Origin of the sequence: Oecophyllibacter saccharovorans (assembly GCF_006542375.1) — a bacterium.
GTDB classification, from domain to species: domain Bacteria; phylum Pseudomonadota; class Alphaproteobacteria; order Acetobacterales; family Acetobacteraceae; genus Oecophyllibacter; species Oecophyllibacter saccharovorans.
Map to the genome: position 1 here is coordinate 1119706 of NZ_CP038143.1, position 16282 is coordinate 1135987.

Annotated in this window: 19 protein-coding genes, 1 tRNA gene and 1 other RNA gene; 14 read left to right on the forward strand and 7 right to left on the reverse strand. The window is 59.9% G+C overall.

What is annotated here, in order from left to right; translation table 11 throughout:
- The gene (locus E3E11_RS04845; protein ID WP_168189200.1) at positions 1 to 1275 is read left to right on the forward strand and encodes an AGE family epimerase/isomerase; all 1275 of its coding nucleotides are present in this window, start codon (positions 1 to 3) and stop codon (positions 1273 to 1275) included.
- A gap of 68 nt (positions 1276 to 1343) precedes the next feature.
- Here the strand turns inward: E3E11_RS04845 and ssrA are convergent.
- Positions 1344 to 1683, reverse strand: a transfer-messenger RNA (tmRNA) gene (gene ssrA / locus E3E11_RS04850).
- 225 nt (positions 1684 to 1908) lie between these two features.
- Between ssrA and thyX the strand changes: the two genes are divergently transcribed.
- Together thyX and E3E11_RS04860 are read left to right on the forward strand one after the other, a co-directional pair.
- Positions 1909 to 2829 (forward strand): FAD-dependent thymidylate synthase, encoded by a 921-nt coding sequence (gene thyX / locus E3E11_RS04855; RefSeq protein WP_141451413.1) that lies wholly within the window; start codon positions 1909 to 1911, stop codon positions 2827 to 2829.
- Between the two features lie 35 nt (positions 2830 to 2864).
- Entirely contained in the window at positions 2865 to 3176 is a 312-nt protein-coding gene (locus E3E11_RS04860) for a hypothetical protein (RefSeq protein ID WP_141451414.1), read from the forward strand.
- A gap of 40 nt (positions 3177 to 3216) precedes the next feature.
- Here E3E11_RS04860 and fbaA read toward each other — a convergent pair whose 3' ends face one another.
- A complete protein-coding gene (gene fbaA, locus E3E11_RS04865) occupies positions 3217 to 4332 on the reverse strand; it encodes a class II fructose-bisphosphate aldolase (protein ID WP_231118826.1) in 1116 nt (371 codons plus the stop codon).
- Between the two features lie 345 nt (positions 4333 to 4677).
- Here fbaA and E3E11_RS04870 point away from each other — a divergent pair, with 345 nt between their 5' ends.
- The 4 genes from E3E11_RS04870 to E3E11_RS04885 all read left to right on the forward strand — a co-directional run bounded on the left by E3E11_RS04870 (position 4678) and on the right by E3E11_RS04885 (position 7305).
- Positions 4678 to 5310: a NifU family protein gene (locus tag E3E11_RS04870; protein ID WP_141451415.1), complete on the forward strand. Its 633-nt coding sequence runs from the start codon at positions 4678 to 4680 to the stop codon at positions 5308 to 5310.
- Positions 5311 to 5398: 88 nt separating this feature from the next.
- Positions 5399 to 6013 carry a malonic semialdehyde reductase gene (locus tag E3E11_RS04875; protein WP_231119031.1) on the forward strand — a complete coding sequence of 205 codons (615 nt, stop codon included), beginning with the start codon at positions 5399 to 5401 and terminating at the stop codon, positions 6011 to 6013.
- Positions 6004 to 6804: a tRNA (adenosine(37)-N6)-threonylcarbamoyltransferase complex dimerization subunit type 1 TsaB gene (gene tsaB / locus E3E11_RS04880; protein WP_231118828.1), complete on the forward strand. Its 801-nt coding sequence runs from the start codon at positions 6004 to 6006 to the stop codon at positions 6802 to 6804. The genes E3E11_RS04875 and tsaB overlap by 10 nt, the downstream gene beginning before the upstream one ends.
- Before the next feature lie 21 nt (positions 6805 to 6825).
- Positions 6826 to 7305 (forward strand): GNAT family N-acetyltransferase, encoded by a 480-nt coding sequence (locus tag E3E11_RS04885; RefSeq protein ID WP_231118829.1) that lies wholly within the window; start codon positions 6826 to 6828, stop codon positions 7303 to 7305.
- A 47-nt stretch (positions 7306 to 7352) separates the two neighbouring features.
- On the opposite strand, the gene E3E11_RS04890 is transcribed toward E3E11_RS04885, so the two are convergent.
- Positions 7353 to 7652, reverse strand: coding sequence for a sulfurtransferase TusA family protein (locus E3E11_RS04890; protein WP_168189201.1), 300 nt, complete (start codon positions 7650 to 7652; stop codon positions 7353 to 7355).
- A 131-nt stretch (positions 7653 to 7783) separates the two neighbouring features.
- Between E3E11_RS04890 and E3E11_RS04895 the strand changes: the two genes are divergently transcribed.
- The 5 genes from E3E11_RS04895 to E3E11_RS04915 all read left to right on the forward strand — a co-directional run bounded on the left by E3E11_RS04895 (position 7784) and on the right by E3E11_RS04915 (position 12224).
- Complete coding sequence (locus tag E3E11_RS04895) at positions 7784 to 8206, forward strand: Ros/MucR family transcriptional regulator (protein ID WP_141451418.1); 423 nt, start codon at positions 7784 to 7786, stop codon at positions 8204 to 8206.
- 256 nt (positions 8207 to 8462) lie between these two features.
- The gene (locus tag E3E11_RS04900) at positions 8463 to 8993 is read left to right on the forward strand and encodes a Fur family transcriptional regulator (protein ID WP_141451419.1); all 531 of its coding nucleotides are present in this window, start codon (positions 8463 to 8465) and stop codon (positions 8991 to 8993) included.
- A 113-nt stretch (positions 8994 to 9106) separates the two neighbouring features.
- Positions 9107 to 9934 (forward strand): GNAT family N-acetyltransferase, encoded by an 828-nt coding sequence (locus E3E11_RS04905; RefSeq protein WP_141452152.1) that lies wholly within the window; start codon positions 9107 to 9109, stop codon positions 9932 to 9934.
- 106 nt (positions 9935 to 10040) lie between these two features.
- A complete protein-coding gene (lnt, locus tag E3E11_RS04910; RefSeq protein WP_231118831.1) occupies positions 10041 to 11552 on the forward strand; it encodes an apolipoprotein N-acyltransferase in 1512 nt (503 codons plus the stop codon).
- 210 nt (positions 11553 to 11762) lie between these two features.
- Positions 11763 to 12224 (forward strand): helix-turn-helix domain-containing protein, encoded by a 462-nt coding sequence (locus E3E11_RS04915; protein ID WP_141451421.1) that lies wholly within the window; start codon positions 11763 to 11765, stop codon positions 12222 to 12224.
- 40 nt (positions 12225 to 12264) lie between these two features.
- On the opposite strand, the gene E3E11_RS04920 is transcribed toward E3E11_RS04915, so the two are convergent.
- Entirely contained in the window at positions 12265 to 12966 is a 702-nt protein-coding gene (locus E3E11_RS04920) for a tyrosine-protein phosphatase (RefSeq protein ID WP_141451422.1), read from the reverse strand.
- 234 nt (positions 12967 to 13200) lie between these two features.
- On the opposite strand from E3E11_RS04920, the gene E3E11_RS04925 reads away from it, so the two are divergent.
- Entirely contained in the window at positions 13201 to 13644 is a 444-nt protein-coding gene (locus E3E11_RS04925) for a hypothetical protein (RefSeq protein WP_141451423.1), read from the forward strand.
- A 45-nt stretch (positions 13645 to 13689) separates the two neighbouring features.
- Here E3E11_RS04925 and E3E11_RS08565 read toward each other — a convergent pair whose 3' ends face one another.
- The 3 genes from E3E11_RS08565 to E3E11_RS04940 form a co-directional block, all read right to left on the reverse strand.
- Entirely contained in the window at positions 13690 to 13839 is a 150-nt protein-coding gene (locus E3E11_RS08565; RefSeq protein ID WP_231119032.1) for a Trm112 family protein, read from the reverse strand.
- Between the two features lie 165 nt (positions 13840 to 14004).
- Complete coding sequence (locus E3E11_RS04935; RefSeq protein ID WP_231118832.1) at positions 14005 to 14604, reverse strand: LON peptidase substrate-binding domain-containing protein; 600 nt, start codon at positions 14602 to 14604, stop codon at positions 14005 to 14007.
- Positions 14605 to 14911: 307 nt separating this feature from the next.
- Positions 14912 to 15919 carry a tetratricopeptide repeat protein gene (locus E3E11_RS04940; protein ID WP_141451425.1) on the reverse strand — a complete coding sequence of 336 codons (1008 nt, stop codon included), beginning with the start codon at positions 15917 to 15919 and terminating at the stop codon, positions 14912 to 14914.
- Positions 15920 to 16103: 184 nt separating this feature from the next.
- Here E3E11_RS04940 and E3E11_RS04945 point away from each other — a divergent pair.
- Positions 16104 to 16178: transfer RNA gene (locus E3E11_RS04945), tRNA-Gly, on the forward strand.
- Positions 16179 to 16282: the final 104 nt, after the last annotated feature.

Sequence of the window (16282 nt, forward strand, 5' to 3'; positions counted from 1 at the left end):
ATGACTGCCGAACGAGATCATGGTGCGGACCGTTTTAGCTGCAGTCTGGAGGTGGTTGGGCAGCGCTGGCTTGCCTGGCTGCAGGAACGCGCCCTGCCGCTCTGGCATTCCAGGGGTTTCGATACGGAAACGGGTCTGTATCACGAGCGTCTGAGTTTGACAGGGCAGCCGATAGGCGGACTTGAGCGTCGGCTCATGGTCCAGGCACGGCAGATCGCAACTTTCAGCCAGGCCGCGCTGGATGGTCTGCTGCCTGAAGCCCTGCAGACAGAGGCTGCAGAACGTGCTCTTGGGACGCTTGAGCGTGTGACGCGGCTGTATCATCGGGCGGACGGGCAGTCAGGCTGGGTGTTCTCCCTCAATGAGCGGGGTGAAATCGCTGATCCGTGCCGTGATCTTTACGGGCATGCTTTCATTCTCTACGCCCATGCGCTTGCCGGACGGCTGGCCTTCAGACGGGGCGAGGCCAGTCTGGCCGTGAAGCTGCGGCAACGTGCGCTGGTAACGCTGGGGGAAGTGAAGGAAATCTTTGCAGCGCCCCATGGCGGTCTGCATGCCTGCTGGGCTTCTGCGCCTGGCGATCGTGCGAGACGGAGCCAGAATCCGCACATGCATCTGCTTGAGGCCCTGCTGGCCCTGCATCAGACCTGGCCTGAGCCCGTCTTTCTGGATGAGGCACAGGGACTGGTGACACTGGCCTGCCGGAAAATGATCCACCCTGAAACGGGATATCTGCAGGAGTTTTTCCAGTTGGACTGGCAACCCCTTGCAGGCGCGCCTGCAAGCATGCGGGTCGAGCCCGGGCACCAGTTCGAGTGGGCCTGGCTGCTCGGGCAATACGGGGCGCAGGCAGGTGCGCGCCTGAGACCGGCACAGGCTGCATCCCTTCATCAGGTGGCGGAACAGCTTTTTTCTCTGGCCATGCGCAAGGGGTTTGCCCAAAGCGGGGTCAATGCCGGTTTTGTCCTCGACAGTCTGGACGGGCAGGGCGGGTTGTGTGAAGCGAGCGTGCGGTTGTGGCCCCAGACCGAATGTCTGCGTCTGCTGGCGCAGCATGCCGGGCGTAAGGGCGGGCTCTCCATCCTGGCGTGCCTTGCGGATAACGTAATGCACCGCTTTCTGCCGGCTTCCCTCCAGGGCGGCTGGATTGACCGGTTCGATGCAGCAGGCAGGGCGCTGTCGGCGGACATGCCGGCAAGCTCGCTCTATCATGTTTACGGCGCCGCCCGCGCCATGGTGCTGAAGTCAGCTGCAGGGCGTGAGAAGCGGGCATAAAAAAACAGCTTCCCCGAATGCGCCTGCTGGAAGCATTTGGGGAAGCTGTTGTAAAAATTCTTGCTTGAAGTGGGAGGGCTTCTGTTGCCCGGTGCCCTCCCGAACCGCGCTTATCGCTTATGCAGCAACAGCGAGCACCTCAGAGTTATCGTTGGCACCTGTAAGTTTAGCCCGATAACGGTGGTACAATGCCGGACAAAAAATAGATCTTTACCATGCGTGTCGAGCCTGTTTCGCCCCCATAAGCTTCTTTCCGCACGGCAAGCGCATCGGAAGAAAATAATGGTGGAGGCGCCGGGTACTGCCCCCGGGTCCACTACACTTATTTCATCTATCGTTTATTGTCATAGTCGGAAGAAAACTTTCGACGCCTTCTTTATACTCTTTCTGCCCCGAAAAAGCAAGTTTTTTATGTTTTTCAGACAGCCAGGCAGAGACGTTTCAGCAGGGTGAAAACGGATTTTCACCTCTCTTTTCCATATTGGTCTGTCTCGGGGAAATTCCTTGGCCGCCGCTTTATCAGAGATACCCATATTGCTGACTTTCCTCTAAAACGAAGCGTCTGGAGGAGAGACAGCGGTTTGGCAGAAGCTTCTTTCCGGTCCGTCTCAAAGGTGCAGGAGTAAAGAAGGCATGGCCCTGACTGAAGACCAACGCGCAGAAATCATGACACAGCGCCATGAACCCCAGCCGACCCTGCGCCCTACGGTGCCGTCAATGGAGAAGATTCTCTATGCGCCGTTCGAAGTGCTCGATCACGGTTTCCTGCGTGTGGTGGATTATATGGGCGATGACGGCGCGGTGGTTCAGGCAGCGCGGGTTTCCTACGGGCGCGGCACCAAGCGTGTTTCTGAAGATGCCGGGCTGATCCGCTACCTCATGCGTCACCGCCATTCCACGCCTTTCGAAATGTGCGAGATCAAATTTCACGTCAAACTGCCGCTTTTCGTGGCGCGGCAGTGGATTCGCCACCGCATGGCGAACGTGAATGAATACTCGGCTCGCTACTCCATCCTCGACCGTGAATTCTATCTGCCAGCCCCTGGGGACATCGCGGCCCAGAGCGTTTCAAACCGGCAGGGTCGGGGGAATGTCCTGCCTCCCGAAGCCGCGCGGGAAGTTCTGGATATTCTCGAGCGCGACGCCATGAAATGCTATGCGGATTACGAGACGATGCTCGATCCCGAAGGGCTGGGGGTTGCGCGTGAGCTGGCCCGCATGAACCTGACCCTCAACATGTATACCCAATGGTACTGGAAGGTGGATCTGCATAATCTCATGCATTTCCTCGCCCTGCGCGCCGACAGTCACGCGCAGTATGAGATCCGCGTTTACGCGCAGAAAATGATGGAGATTCTGGAAGCCTGGGTGCCGCTGACCGCGGCTGCCTTCAAGGAATACCGTCTGGGTGCGCGCAGCTTTTCTGCGACCATGCTGCAGGTGCTCCGCCGCCGCCTGGCTGGTGAGACTGTCACCCAGGCAGATTCAGGGCTCAGCAAGCGGGAATGGGAGGAAATGAACGCTATTCTCGCTGAACCGGCCGCCTTGAACTGAGCTGGCACGTAGACGGGCAGAGGAGAAGCATGTCAATGGATCCGCACAGCGCCGACCCGCACGAGAAGGAAGAAAAGCCGGTCGTTGAGGTTCTGCCACCCCAGCCGGGTGAGACCGAGGCGCAGCGGATGATGCGCGAAGGCGCGCAGTGGCAGAAGATCAAGGGAATCATTCCCCCCGACAGGCGACGTCTGCCCAGCCTGTGGCCCTGGGCCCTGCTGGCGCTGTTATTGGTGCTCATTTCCGTCGGCATTGAGCTCTTCTGGCCCCTGCCCGGCATGCATGGCCCCCTGCCGCCCTGTTCTGACGCAGCCGGTTCGGCAACGCTGACTTCCTGCCAGCGTTGATCTGGCTCCGTCCGACCCTGCAGAAAGAAGGCTGCAGGCGTCAGGGGGTGCGGCAGAGCGTGCGGCCACGCGCACCGAGAATCTCAAAGGTCCGGTCCAGCCGCGACACGCAGCTCAGCTGGGCTGAGCGCAGCCATTCGCGGGGATCGTAAAAGCGTTTCAGGGGCTGGCCGGTATAGGGATTCACCTGATGCTGAAAAGCCATTTCATGGGCATTGATGGCTTTTGCAGCGCCCTGGGCAAAAGCGAACTGCGTGTCGGTGTCAATGTTGAACTTGAAGACCCCATAGGACACGGCTTCGTGGATCTGGTCGAGATCGGTGCCCGAGCCACCGTGAAACACCAGGTGCAGCGGATTTGGTCCATCATGGGCATGTTGCTGGACCAGTTTCTGCGCTTCTTTCAGGAGGCCGGGGCGCAACTGCACATTGCCGGGCGCGTAGACACCGTGCACGTTGCCGAAGGAAGCGGCGATGGAAAGCGCACCTAGGGGAGAGAGGCGCTTCCAGGCCTCAAAGACTTCCTCAGGGCGGGTATAAAGCTGTGTTTCATCGGCAGGCAGGCCGTTTTCATTGCGGCTGTCACCGATACCGTCTTCTTCGCCGCCTGTGATGCCGAGCTCGATTTCAAGCCCCATGCCCAGAGGGGTCAGGCGCCTGAGGAAGCGCTCCGATTCGCGCATGTTCTCCTCGAACGGTTCCGTTGAGAGGTCGAGCATGTGGGAACTGAAAAGCGGGCGACCCGTCTGGGTGAACTCGGCTTCGCTGAAGCCGATGAGATCATCCACCCAGCGCAGCAGGGAGCGGTCAGCGTGATCAGTGTGCAGGATGACAGCCACCCCGTATTCCCGCGCCATGATGTGCACGTGCCGCGCCAGTGAAAGGGCACCCAGAACGCGGGCCCGGTGACTGTCGGGCAGGGAAGGGCCGCCGTAGAAGCGCGCGCCGCCGTTGGAGACCTGCAGGATGACGTCGGATCTGTTGCGGGCTGCAGCTTCCAGAACGGCGTTGGCGGTGTCAGTGCTGCACACATTAACAGCCGGCAGGGCATAGCGGCCGATCCGGCAGGCCTGCAGGAGCGTCTGATAATCCTGGCCGCTGACGACACCAGGCGCAAGGCGGGCGGAAGCAGGGGAGGGCAGCGTGTCGGTTTTCAAGTAAGTGACCTTATGGAGACGGTAAGTCGGCAGGTGGCACAACAGGGCGGCCCTCAGGTCTGGACAGGGGAACTGCCGGGAGAGCTGTTGGCAGTACAGGCACGCCTGCCCGGAGAGAGCCAGTCATACAGCAAGTCCCATAATATCATAGCCCTGTGTCCCTGTTGATCTTAGCTGATACGGCGCACTCAGCTGAAAGGTTTTTCAGCGGTGCAGGGCAGAAGTCTTTGACCTGCCGAAGCTTCCATGAGCTATAAGCAGCCCCATATCCCTAAGACCGCCAGCTTGACCCCGAAGCAGTTGGAGAGGCGTGATGAACCGGAAAATGAAAAAGGATTTCTTCTGATGACTGACACTTCCTTCACGACTTCTTCCGGTCCTGCAGCTGCACCGCCGGTCGTGATCGCAATCGAGGAGACGCCTAATCCGGCCACGCTGAAATTTCTGCCTGGCCGGAGCGTAACAGGCAACCAGGACCCGGTTGACTTCACGTCTCCAGAAGCGGCACAGGGCCGTTCCACGCTTGCGGGGCTGCTGTTCACTCTGCCTGAGATCCAGCGAGTTTTCCTGGGACATGATTTTGTCGCTGTCACCAAAGAGGACCATGTGGACTGGGCGGAGCTGTCGCCGGTGGTTCTGGGCGTGCTGACTGATTTCTTCGAAAGCGGGGAGCCAGCCCTGCAAGGGGCGCGGGAAAGCCTAGCAACAGAGGAAAAGCTGATCATGCCGATCCAGGAGGCGGATGCGGAGACCGTCCGCCAGGTGCGTGACCTTCTGGATACGCGCATCCGTCCTGCCGTTGCTGCGGACGGGGGAGATATCGTCTTCCGCGGTTTCAGGGACGGCATGGTGTATCTCAGCATGCGCGGCGCCTGTTCCGGCTGCCCGTCCTCACGCGCCACCCTGCGTCATGGGGTGGAGAACATGCTGCGTCATTATGTGCCGGAGGTTGTCGGCGTGGAACAGGTGGAGGCCTGAGCTGCCTGCAGCGCTCGGCTGTTTTGCGGAAATCCCGGTTTTCTGGAACGCTCAATCTGAAACATGATACAGGTTGCCCATGACGGTCATGTATTCTTCTACGGTCTCACCGGCGCCTGATGCGCCGGATCCGGTCCTGACGGAACTGTTCACCCATCACCGCACGCCGGCGGGTTTTTCTGATCGACCGGTGGAGGGGTGGATGCTGCGCCGGCTCTATGATCTGGCCAAGCTGGGGCCGACTTCAGGCAATTGCAGCCCTGCCAGGGTGGTATTTCTCACCACTGAGGAAGCAAAGGAAAAACTGCGCCCGGCCCTGGCGGCTGGCAATGTTGCACGCGCCATGCAGGCACCGGTCATCGCTGCCATCGGTTATGATTCGCTGTTTTTCGAACAGCTCCCCCGCCTCAGCCCGGTGGAGGGCCTGCGGGACTGGTTTGCGGCTGATGTCGGACTGAGCGAGGAAACCGCTTTTCGCAACGGAAGCCTGCAGGGCGCTTATTTTCTCATGGCCGCACGGACGCTCGGCCTGGCTGCTTTGCCGATGTCGGGTTTCGATGCGCTGAGCGTTGAGGAAAACATTTTTCCCAATCGCAGCTGGCGGGCCAATTTCCTGCTGGCTCTCGGTTATCCGCAGGAGGGCACCCCCCTGCCGCCGCGTGCGCCGCGCCTGTCTTTTGACGAGGCCTGTCTGTGCCTTTGAGCAGCCGCATCTGCCATGCGGTGCCGGAGGTTGAAGAAGGCCAGGGAAGACAAGCTGTGCTGCCTTTTCCCGTTCGGACCCTTCTGCTGAACGGTTCGGCAGCCGGCACGGGGGAGAACAATCTGGTGGCTCTCATGGAAGGAGATACCCTGCTGGCTGAGAGGAAGCTGCCGGGTCGCGGCGCTTCGGAACGGTTCGTGCCGGTGGTGCGCCAGCTCCTTGAAGAAGCGGGCTGGGACAGGCTGCCTGCGCGTGAAAAGGCCCGGCAGCTTGGGGTCATTGCCGTAACAGGCCCCGGCTCCTTTACAGGATTGCGCGCAACACTGGCCCTGGCCGCCGGCCTCAGGCGGGGCTGGCAGTGCGCAGGCATCGGTGTCTCGCTGGGAGAAGCCATACGCGCAACGCTTGATGACCGGCAGGCCACAGTGCTGTGTCATGCCCGCAGGGGGCGGATTTTTGTCGACCCGCCACCCGGGCTCATGGCCGTAACGGACCCTTATGCTGTGCCGATTTCAGAAGTGTGGCCCGGCCAGTGGCAGCGTGTGGCAGGTGATGCGGTGGAGGGGAGCGAGGCCCTGCCGGAACTGCTTGAACGCCTGGGAAAAGAGGTGGAGATTCTGCCCTGCAGCGCGCCACTGGCTTCCGGCCTGTTGAAGGCTGCCCGGTCCAGCTGGGCCCGGAGGTTATCCCGCGCTGCAGAAGCGCAGGATGAAAGAGCTTTCACCCCCCTTTATGTCGATCCACCAGAAGCCAGATTACCGGCTGCCGGTCTGCGTCTCCCACCGCAGTGAGATCGTTCCAGAGGGTTGGACATGATGCCTGAGCATGAGGCAGGCCCCACTGGCGTGCATGAAACCGGCCCGAGCAGTGCTGAACTGCTGGCCTGTCTGCATGCGGAAATATTTCCGCCCGCTGAACGCTGGCAGGCGCAGGCCTTTCGGGAAATGTTGGCGGTTGCGGGAACGCAGGGCTGGATCAGTCTGGTGGACGGAGAACCGACCGGGCTTCTGCTGACCCGCCTGCTGCCGGGCGGGGAGGGTGAAATCCTCACTTTGGGTGTGCGTCCGGCCTTCAGACGCAGAGGCCAGGCCAGCAGCCTTCTGCAGGCTTTCCTGGTCTGCCCAGCAGTAGAAGCGCCAAAGACTGAGAAGATCTTTCTGGAAGTGAGCGTGAACAACAGAGCGGCATTGGCGCTTTACGGTCAGCTTGGTTTCCGCCAGGCGGGGCTGCGCCAGGCCTATTATCCTGACGGCAGCGATGCCTGTGTCATGTGTCTTGAGGAACTATCCTGACCCGCTTTGGTTGCCCTCGCCAGAGATCGTTGGGCAGGAAGCCTTGGTCAGCGGCCGTCATGTGCGCCCTGTGAAGCAGAAGCCTGGCGGGCAGGCTCGATGAGGAGGGCATGGTCCTCGGGATCGGCCGGTTGGCGGACTTCTTGGGGCAGAAGTTCCGTAACGAGGCATTCCCGGTGCAGGGTCGCCAGCATGGCACGGACATTGTGCAGGGTCGTTCTGCCATGCAGCAGTATGCGAAGTTGTTGCCTTGGAGGGAGCTGGTCAAGTGCCAGACGCAGATGAACACTGGTCATGGGGCAGATCAGATGTCGAATGTCGAGGGTCTGGAGGTCATTGCCACTCATGAACATAATAGTGGCATGTCAAAGTAAAATGTCAAAGTAAAATAAATCGGTAATGTTTATACTTGTAAGATAATAAAACGAGTAGTAAGTTTTTTAAAAGAGATGACCAAAGAATTGGAGGAGAGAGTCCTATGTCGAGCCAGCCTGACAATTCCGATCTCCGAGAACTGACAGCTCGAATCGTGACCGCTTATGTCGGTAGTCATGATATTGAGGCTGATGGTCTGCCCGCTCTTGTGCGTGCCGTTCATGAAGCGCTTGCCGCAGCAGATGCGCCCGCTGAGAAAGCTCCTGAGAAACCGGTTCCAGCTGTTCCGCCGCGCAAGTCCGTTTTTCCCGATTACATCATCTGCCTGGAAGACGGAAAGAAGCTCAAGCTCCTGCGTCGTCATCTCAAGACCGCCTACAATATGACCCCGCAGGAATATCGCGAGCGCTGGGATCTGCCGCCGGAATATCCGATGGTTGCGCCCAATTATGCCAGCCACCGCTCTTCTCTGGCGCGGCGGATCGGCTTGGGTCGCCGGCGCGATGAAGGCACTGCTGAAGAGTAAGGCGGGCAAGCGCGCTCCGGGGCGTGAGAAGCAGAAACGGCGGAGAGCGATTGAGAAAGACTGTAAAAACCTGTAATTGAGAATGACTCTGATAGAGCAGGAGCATCTGGGGCGGCGTGCGTGATTTTTCGGCTGCGAAACATCGGAAATTGGACAACCAGACCCCGGATCGGCTACGCCCCACGATATGGTGGTAAGCACGAAACCCTCTGAGCGTTCTCCATCACCGCATCAGCCGGCCGCGCGTCAGCCTGTCATGCGACTGGAAAAAGCCCCGCTCTCTCCGCAAGGGAACGGAAAGAGTGAAAACGCTGTCGGGGATTCGCCGATTGCGCGTCTTTGTGTTGAACACGGCCTTAAAATGACCGGGCAGCGACGGGTGATCGCCCATGTGCTGTCCGAAGCAGATGATCATCCGGATGTGGAAGAGCTCTACCGTCGCGCCAGTGCACTCGACAGCCGCATTTCAGTGGCGACTGTTTATCGCACGGTCAGGCTGCTGGAAGAAAAGGGCATTCTCGAACGCCGGGATTTCGGTGGCGGCCGGGCGCGTTACGAAACGCGGGAACACGGTCATCATTACCATCTGATAGATATTGAAAGCGGTCGGGTCGTCGAGTTCGAGGATGATGAACCCGCACGCCTTTTTAACCGGATTGCAGAAAAACTGGGCTATGACCTCGTTTCCTACCGGATCGAACTGTTCGGCAGGCGCCGTGAAGATGCGGCAGGGGCGGAAAAAAAGACGCGCAGGCCCGCGTCCCAGGTAAAGGATGAGCGAGAATGAGCGTCAAAGATGCCTCCCCGACACTGTTGGTGGAAAAGGCTGCTGGTCAGGTGGAAACAACGGTTCTGCCTGCGCGCAGTCCTCTTGAAAGCAGTGCCCTGACCAGGCGTCAGATGGAAACGCTCGCCACCCTGTCGCTGAACCGGGATGGGGGTTTTCAGGAACTTCGGGGAGGCACGCTGGGCGTTCGCCTGGCCCTTAACGAGGAAGAGCGCGATGCGGCGCAGGCTTTGCGCTATCAGGTATTCTTCGAGGAAATGGGTGCGCATCCGGATGCCGCCACCCGCCGGAGCCGCCGTGATGTCGACCCTTATGACGATGTGGCGGACCATCTGCTGGTGATCGATCATTCCCGCCTCGGGCGTGACAGGGTGGTGGGCACGTACAGGTTGCTGCGCTCGGAAGCGGCGGCAAAAGCAGGCAATTTTTACAGTGCCTCGGAATATGACCTCTCCCTGCTGACGGATTTCCCGGGTAACCTGCTGGAAGTCGGTCGTTCTTGTGTGGCGCGCGACTATCGCGGGCGCTCAGCCATGCAACTGCTCTGGCGCGGGATCGCTTCCTACATTTTTCTGCACCGCATTGATGTGCTTTTCGGCTGTGCCAGCCTGCACGGCATTCAGCCCGACAGCCTGGCTGATGAGCTGACCTGGCTGTACCATAACCATCTCGCCCCTCCAGCCCTTCGTGTCCGTGCGCGGCCGGAACGGTATGTGGACATGCAGCGCTCTGACCCGGCCACGCTGGATCGGCGCAGGTGCCTGAGCCGTCTGCCGCCGCTCATCAAGGGATATCTGCGCCTGGGCGGTTACGTGGGAGACGGTGCGGTGGTCGATGAACAGTTCAACACGACCGACGTGGCTGTGCTGGTGAAAAGCGAGCTGCTGGCAGATAAATATTACCGCCATTACGAGCGCCGCCTGCGCGATGCGCTCGACTGAGAGTCTCTCTCCCGGCAACGTTTCCGCAGATGTGGCGGCTGCATGTTCTTCTGCTCCTGGTATCGGTGCCCACTTCCTGAAACGGCTGCCGTCAGGCGGATGGCGCATGGTTTTGCTGATGTGTGCCGCAGGCGCCTTCGGTGCGCTCGCCTTGCCGCCGCTGACATTGTTTCCAGTACTTATTCCCTCTCTGGGTCTGCTTTATCTGGCGGCTCAGGCTGCCCGGAACTGGAAGCAGGCGGCCTGGCGCGGCTTTTTTTATGGCATGGGGCTGCATACGGCCGGGCTCTACTGGCTGACCAACGCCATTCTGACGCGCGTTCATGAATTCTGGTGGGTGGTGCCTTTCGCAGCCCCTGGCGTCGCTCTCGTCATCGCGCCGCTGATTGCGGTGCCGGCCGTGGTCTGCCGCTACGGTGCCCCGGGCTGGCCACGGGTGCTGATCTTCGCCGGGTGCTGGACGCTGGCCGATATGTGCCGAGTGCTGATCTTTTCCGGTTTCCCGTGGAATCCGCTTGGAAGCGCGCTGGAGGTGCCGGGTCGGGCCGGCGATGTATTGCTGCAGCCGGCAAGTCTCATCGGGGTCAATGGCCTGACCTTCTGCCTGGTTCTGGCATCCCTGGCAATGTGGCTGGGACGCAGGGCCCAGTTCGGGGTGCTGGCGGTTTTCGGGCTCTGGTGCGGGTGGGGGAGCATGCGGCTGTATCATGCGCGCCCGCTGACCGTGCCCATGCCGGTAGTGGTGCTTGTTCAGGGCAATGTGTCGGAAGATGAGGTGCTGGGCCATATCGATCCGGCTGAGCAGTTCGGCCACTATCTGCAGATGACGGCCCGGGGCGTACAGCAGGCTGAAACATTGCTGGCTCGCTTGCGACAGAGCCCTGAGAGGGGGGCGCAGCTGCGCGGCATTGCCGTTGTATGGCCGGAATCGGCTTTCCCGGCCCTGCTGGATGAGCAACCCGTGGCCCGGCAGATGATCGCGCGCGCTTCAGGCAACGCGTTGGCGCTGATCGGCTCGGACCGACGTGAAAACGGTCACTGGTTCAACAGTCTGGAAGCTGTCGGGCCGCAGGGTCGGCTCGAAGCGATATATGACAAGAGCAGACTCGTGCCGTTCGGTGAATATCAGCCCTGGATCATTCCCTTCAACCTGTTGCCAGGCCAGCTTACTCCCGGTGCTGGCCTGGTACGCTGGGACCTGCCTCAAGCGGGTCGGGTCGGGCCGATGGTCTGTTATGAGGTGGTATTTTCAGGCGGGGTTGTGGCCCGGCAAGCCCGCCCGGACTGGCTGCTGACCATTTCCAACGATGCCTGGTATGGCAACAGCGCAGGGCCATGGCAGCATCTGGCTACAGGTCGTATGCGTGCTGTTGAGGAAGGTCTTGCTCTGGTCTTTGCCAATAACCGGGGACCCTCTGGCATTTTTGACAGCCTGGGCCGTGAAACAGCCCATACCCATTGGGGCCAGGAAGCCGTGCTGGTCGCGCCGGTTCCCCCGCCGCTCGCGCCGACTTTCTTTGCTCGTTTTCATAACTGGACCGCAGGGTTGAGCGCCTTTGCAGGAATTGTGGCCGGCTTTCTGCTCAGCTGGGGGAGAAAGGAAGAAAAACCCAGGTAGCGGGGAACGCTTCAGAAGATGAACGGCCGTTATCGCTCTGAAGAGAAAAAATAAAATTAATACGCGTATTTCCCAGTCATTTTTGTGAAATTCTGTAGTAACCTCTCGTTCACATTTTTCTGAGCAGGCTGGCCCTTTTATCTTGAAGGCAGGTCAAACCTGGCGCAGGAGACAGGATAATCACTGGAGGAATGGGGTTCGAAGGGCTGGATGGAGAAGAAAAATTCCATAGATGCCTCTATCGGGCAGAAGATTCGCCAGTTGCGCAATGAGCATAGAGTGACCCAGGAGAAGCTTGGCGAGGTTCTGGGAGTCTCTTTTCAGCAGGTCCAGAAATATGAGCGTGGTGTCAACCGGATCAGTGCCGGGAAGCTTTATCATATCGCTCGCCTGTTCAGCGTGCCGGTCAGCCATTTTTTCCGCCCGGAGGAAGGCTTCAGAGAAGAACATCCTGCCCCTGAGCCGGCCGCTGAAACCCGCGATGAAGCTCTGATGCGGGAAGGGGGGCCATCGCCCGCAGAGAGTGCCGCGAAAAGCCGCATTTCATCAGCGGAGGCCGATGAAGTTCTCGTGGCCTATTGTGCCATTGACAACCGGGAGCTGCGTGCTCAGCTCCGCGCGCTGCTGAAAAGCCTTGCGACATTAGGCAATGGTCCGGGCAGCACTGCCTGATAGGCAGGGCGGGGAAGGTTGGTTTTCAGAGAGTCTCTTTTCAAGAGCGTCTCAGCTGCCGAAGCAGGGCTGGAAGCTGGTGGCGCAAAGACCCCTGCTTCCATTCATCGCGTAATTTTTCCTCATCGTACTCCTCCCTGATCCAGTTCATGAATCGGAGCCGACTGTTTGCAGGCACCTTCTCGCAAGCAAGTTGTTGCCAGTAACGCAGGAAGAAAGCGTCCAGAACACCGGTGCGCGAGCGGTGGAAATGCAGGTGACGCCAATGCAGCTGCGCCAGGGCCTGCTGAACCGTGCCCCCTTCAAGGAGAAGGACCAGTCCGCTGGCTAGTCCCGCCCGATCTGCACCGGATTTGCAGTGCATCAGCAGCGGAAAACCCTTTTCAGCCTCCAGGCGGCGATAAAGCTCACAAAAGCGCAGCACCCTGTCCTTGTGGGGGGCATTGCGGCTTTCAAAAGCCATGTCGATGCAGGGCAGGTGCAGTGCGTGTGCACGTTCACGTGCCAGCGCATCGGAGCCGCAGTCGCGTTTGCCGCGCAGGTTGATGAGGGTCTTCAGGCCAAGCTGGGGTGCCTGGCGGCTGAGCCGGCCGGGAGTCGGGTGATTTGAGCGCCAGACTTTTCCCGGCACCACGCAGGCAAGATTGGTCCAGGACAGGCGAAAGATCGCGTGATCGGCAAAAAGACTGTCATGCCAGGCCCGTCGCCTGTCAGCGGGGGTGGAGAGGGGTCCCTTGAACATGACGCCTCTTTTCATGTAGGCCGGTGTGCGTCAAGGGATGGGTCAGACCTGTGGAATGTGCTACGGCCTGAAAGGACTGCGGCTCCGATGCGCGATACCACAGTTGCCGGGTCAGCGCGCCCCGGGTCCTGACGACCAGTTTCTTGACGGGCTGTCCGTGAACAGCTGCGTCTCTTTAGGAGAGGAACCTGCTGGATGCCGAGGTCACGATTTTTCCGTCCGGGAAGAGCCGGCATGTTTGCGGCGCGCCGTTGCCCGGATGCGCAGCTGTCACGTGTTCAGGATTCGGGTTCTGCCAATATCGGGCTCAGAAGGTGGGGCCTGCCCCTGTTGCTGACTGTGGGAAGTCTGACCGGCGGATGTTCCGCACTGGCTCCGGAAAACCTGCTCAAGAGCCAACCCAAGGCGGATATGAGCGTTCCTTATCCGCCAACTACTTTCCGGGGTGAAGAGGGTGAGGAAGCGGAAGTGCCGGTGCCAGGCCTGAACCGCCCGATCGGCGCGCCTGACCAGGGTGAAAATGACAGTCAGGGCCAGACGTCGCATTCTGTATCCCCCACATCGATGGGGACCGGTATGGGCGGGGATACAGTTGACGTGACTCCGCGCCAGGTCACCACCGATACGGATGTGACTTATGGCGCTAACGGACCGTCCAACGTGGCTGGGCAGCAGTAAAAGTCGAGAGCCCTGCGGTGAGGAGAGGCTGCCGGACAGACGCTTTCAGTAAGGCGTGGCTTCTTCAGGCAGCATGAGCGGGATGCCATCCCGGACGGGATAGGCCAGACGGGCCTGCGGGCTGAGAAGCCTGTTGTGCTGGCGGTCATATTCCAGCGGTCCCTTGGTCACCGGGCAGACCAGCCGGGCCAGCAGACGCGGGTCAAGCGCTACTTCCCGTTGCGGGTCTGTGGAGCCGGCAGCGTCGGTGCCGGGGAGTCGCCCGTCAGAGGAGGGGGTCTCGTCGGGAGCGGGCGCGGAGGCAGATTGTTTCATCATGGGCCACACCTAACCGGAAGCGGGGGGATTGGAAAGGGGCGCTCAGTCCTGGTCCAGCATATCGAACAGAAGGCTAGCCCGTTCGTTGAGGTCAGGGGCTTCCAGCAGGGCCTGTTTGTCCCCGGCATCCAGGGGCAGGATCATGGGCAGGGCGATCAGAAGGGTTTCATCGTCGAGCGCTTCAAGCTTTTTCCAGTCTGTTTCGAGCTGATGACGCTCGAAATAATGCTTCAGAGATCGCTTCAGGGCTGGTCGGTCCAACAGGGGGGCTGTGCTCTCCAGCAGATCGTGGCTGTAGGGAAAGATGTCGATCCGCCCCTCGCGCCATCCTTCTTCCCTGCGTTCGGCCTGCAGAAGGCGGAAGCGGCAGACGCCGGTCAGGGTGAGAGAAAAGCGCCCGTCACTGCCTTCCTCGAAAGCGGTGATGCGGCCCAGTGTCCCGGTGGACTGCAGGGGAGCGGGGCGTCCGAAGGCCGTCATACCATAAGGCTGGATCACGCCGATCAGGCGCGTCGTTGCCAGGGCGTGCTCCATGAGGGCGATATAGCGTGGCTCATAGATGTGCAGCGGCAGATGACCGTTGGGTAGCAGGAGCGTGCCGCGCAGGGGGAACAGCCCGACATTCGGAGGGATATCGGCCAATGTGAGTTCAGAACGCGGTGGAACGCGCCGTTTCAATGAAACCTCATGCATCTTCTTGATCCTTTCAGACCGAAGCTGTTCTCCAGAGTTCGCTCAAACTGAGCGTGCGCAAGAGAAAAGACGACTCCGGACCAAAAATTCAGTCTGTCCCGACTCTGATCTTCCAGCAGTGCCGAAGGGCCATTTCATGATTTTTCATGAAATTTTCTCCTGCTGAAAGCCTGAAACGGGAAAATGGCTGATTCAGGGCAATTCCTTCCTTGCACGACCGGATTTCTGGTTGAGATTCTTAAGGGAGCGAACTCCCTCAGGTAAACAGAAGGGTGGAAAGTTTGCGCCGCGCTGTCATGGTGGCGGGATCAGCATGGCCCCAGCCATCGAAGAAGCGCAACAACTCGGCGCGTGCAGGGCCTTCCCGGTCCTTGGCAATCAGGCCCAGAAGCACATCTGCCGCCTCATCACGTTTGCCGCTGCCATTGAGGGCGGAAGCATATTTCAGCTGCGTGTCCACATCCTCAGGCCTGGCCTGCGCTTCTTTGCGCAGTGTCTCCAGCTCTCCCGCCGCACCCTGACTTTCCTTGAACAGGGCGATCGCCTGGCGCGCACTGGTGATGTCCTCGTTGTCAGCAAGGCTTTCAGGCACTTCACCCAGTGTTTCCTCAGCGCTTTCAACGTCATCCAACGCCAGCAGGGCCCGGATCAGCCCGCTCCAGGCAGCCGGATTTTCAGGCTCCGCTTCCAGAACCTGGCTGTACAGCGAAGCCGCCTGTGCGCCGTCCTGCGCCTTGAGGGCGGCAGTGGCCTGTTTCAGCAGCTCGGTCGCCGGCATGGCCAGGCCCGCATCCTTGAGGAGTGTTTCAATGAAGGTGCGGATGAAGGAAACCGGTTTGAGACCCTGAAAGACATCAACAACATTGCCTTTCCAGAAAGCGACGACGAGCGGGACAGCCTGCAGCGGCAGGCCGATCTGCATCAGCTGGGCCGTAAGGGCCTTGTTGGTTTTGACATCCACTTTCACCAGGCGGACCTGGCCTGCAGTCGCGCGCACCGCCTCTTCCAGAAGAGGCGTGAGCTGCTGGCAGGCTGCATTCCCCGAAGCCCAGAAATCGACCACCACTGGCTTGGTGCGGCTGGCTTCGATGACATCGGTCATGAAAGTCTTTTCATCGGCTTCCCGGATGTCATCGGCACCGTCAGCAATGCCGGTATTTTCCAGGCTAGCGGGCCCCGTTGAGAGGGAGCCAGCAGGCAAAGCACCGGGGGCAGCTGTGGTGCCGGACAGAAGCGAGGACGTGGAGGAAGGGGGCAAGCTCATGAAAAGGGACCTTTGGGGTGAAGAATGAATTTAGAGATTGGTCTGCAGAGCTGAAGCTGCAAGGTTCAAGGCCAAGGCTTATAAGTGGAGACCGGAAAGATACCGGAAAGATTCTGGCAAAAGAGATAATTTTTCTGTTGCATTCATCAGCGCAGTTGAGGCATAACCTGTCCAGCAACGGAATGCGGGCGTAGCTCAGGGGTAGAGCACAACCTTGCCAAGGTTGGGGTCGAGGGTTCGAATCCCTTCGCCCGCTCCAGTTGTTCAGAGAGATTTTTCAGGGCGTGTCCGGTTGGGCACGCCTTTTTGTTTGTGCCCTCTCTTCTGGCTGCTCTGCATTCTGGTTTCACAGGGCATTTTGCC